Annotated in this window: 1 protein-coding gene; it reads left to right on the plus strand. The window is 70.8% G+C overall.

All coding sequences use genetic code 11. The features are described 5' to 3' along the window. The coding region (locus EG812_RS28980; protein ID WP_148113827.1) for a UDP-glucose dehydrogenase family protein at positions 1–1,178 on the plus strand (1,178 nt) is incomplete at both ends.

Genomic DNA, 1,178 nt, shown 5'->3' on the forward strand with positions numbered 1-1,178 from the left:
GAGGTGCCGATCCACGAGCCCGGCCTCGACGAACTGCTACGGCGCAACCTCGCCGCCGGCCGGCTGCGGTTCAGCACCGACATCGCCGAGACCGCCGACTTCGGTGACGTGCACTTCATCTGCGTGGGCACCCCCCAGCGCGCCGACGGCATGGGCGCCGACCTGTCGTACGTCGAGGCGTCAGTGACCAGCCTGGCCCAGCACCTGACCCGCAAAGCGTTGATCGTCGGCAAGTCCACCGTCCCGGTCGGCACCGCCGACTGGGTCGAGCAGCTGGTCAGCAAGCACTCCCCCGCCGACCTCGGGGTCGAGGTGGCCTGGAGCCCCGAGTTCCTCCAGGAGGGCTTCGCCGTCGACGACGTGCTGCGACCGAACCGGATCGTGGTCGGCGTCAAGAGCGAGTGGGCCAACGGCATGCTCTACGCGGCGCACAAAGGCGTGTTCGACCTGGCCGCCACCGAGGACCGCGAGGTGCCCCTGGTGGTCACCGACTTCGCCACCGCCGAACTGGTAAAGGTCGCCGCGAACGCCTTCCTCGCCACCAAGATCTCCTTCATCAACGCGATGGCCGAGGTCTGCGAGGTCGCCGGCGGCGACGTCACCCAACTTGCCCGGGCCATCGGGTACGACCCCCGCATCGGCAACCGGTTCCTCCAGGCCGGTCTCGGCTTCGGCGGCGCCTGCCTGCCCAAGGACATCCGCGCCTTCCAGGCCCGCGCCCAGGAACTCGGCGCCGGTGAGGCACTGCGCTTCCTGCACGAGGTCGACCTGATCAACCTGCGTCGCCGCACCCGCGTCCTCCACCTCGCCGCCGAACTGCTCAACCGCCGCTACGGGCCCGCGGGCCCCGACCTGTCCGGCACCCGCATCGCCGTGCTGGGCGCGACCTTCAAACCCAACACCGACGACGTACGCGACGCCCCCGCCCTCGCCGTCGCCGCACTCCTGCGCAAAGCCGGCGCGGACGTGCACGTCTACGACCCGCAGGGCATCGACAACGCCCGCCGGGCGGTACCGGAGCTGACCTACGAACCGGGCATGGCCGAGGCGGTGACCGACGCCGACCTGGTCTGCGTACTCACCGAATGGGCCGACTTCCGCAACGCCGACCCGACCGTCCTCGGCGAACTCGTCGCCGGACGGCGGGTGGTCGACGCCCGCAACTGCCTCGACTCGAC

It is taken from the genome of Verrucosispora sp. FIM060022 (assembly GCF_003977705.1).
GTDB lineage: Bacteria > Actinomycetota > Actinomycetes > Mycobacteriales > Micromonosporaceae > Micromonospora > Micromonospora gifhornensis.